The following is a 281-nucleotide window of genomic DNA, read 5'->3' as shown; positions in this document are numbered from 1 at the left end:
CCGGGCATGGTCATGATTTCGCCGCAGATGACGACCACGAAACCGGCGCCGGCGGAGAGGCGCACTTCGCGGACCGGAACCGAGTGGCCGGTGGGGGCGCCGCGGCGGTTGGGGTCGGTGGTGAAGGAATACTGCGTCTTGGCCATGCAGATCGGCAGGTTGCCATAGCCCGCCTCTTCCCACTGTTTCAGCTGGTCGCGGATCTTCTTGTCCATCAGCGCCTCGTCGGCCCGGTAGATGCGCTTGCAGATGGTCTGGATCTTGTCGGCCAGCGACATGTC

At 64.8% G+C, this 281-nt stretch carries 1 protein-coding gene; it reads right to left on the bottom strand.

Features of this window, described 5'->3' with window-relative positions:
• Positions 1–281, bottom strand: a 281-nt coding sequence (locus AB9K34_RS02695; RefSeq protein WP_369952906.1) for a formate--tetrahydrofolate ligase, incomplete at both ends; no start/stop codon positions are given.

The organism is Sedimentitalea sp. XS_ASV28 (assembly GCF_041224545.1).
GTDB lineage: Bacteria > Pseudomonadota > Alphaproteobacteria > Rhodobacterales > Rhodobacteraceae > Sedimentitalea.
Note: the sequence above shows the minus strand (reverse complement) of the source record. Positions and strands in the feature narration are given on the sequence as shown.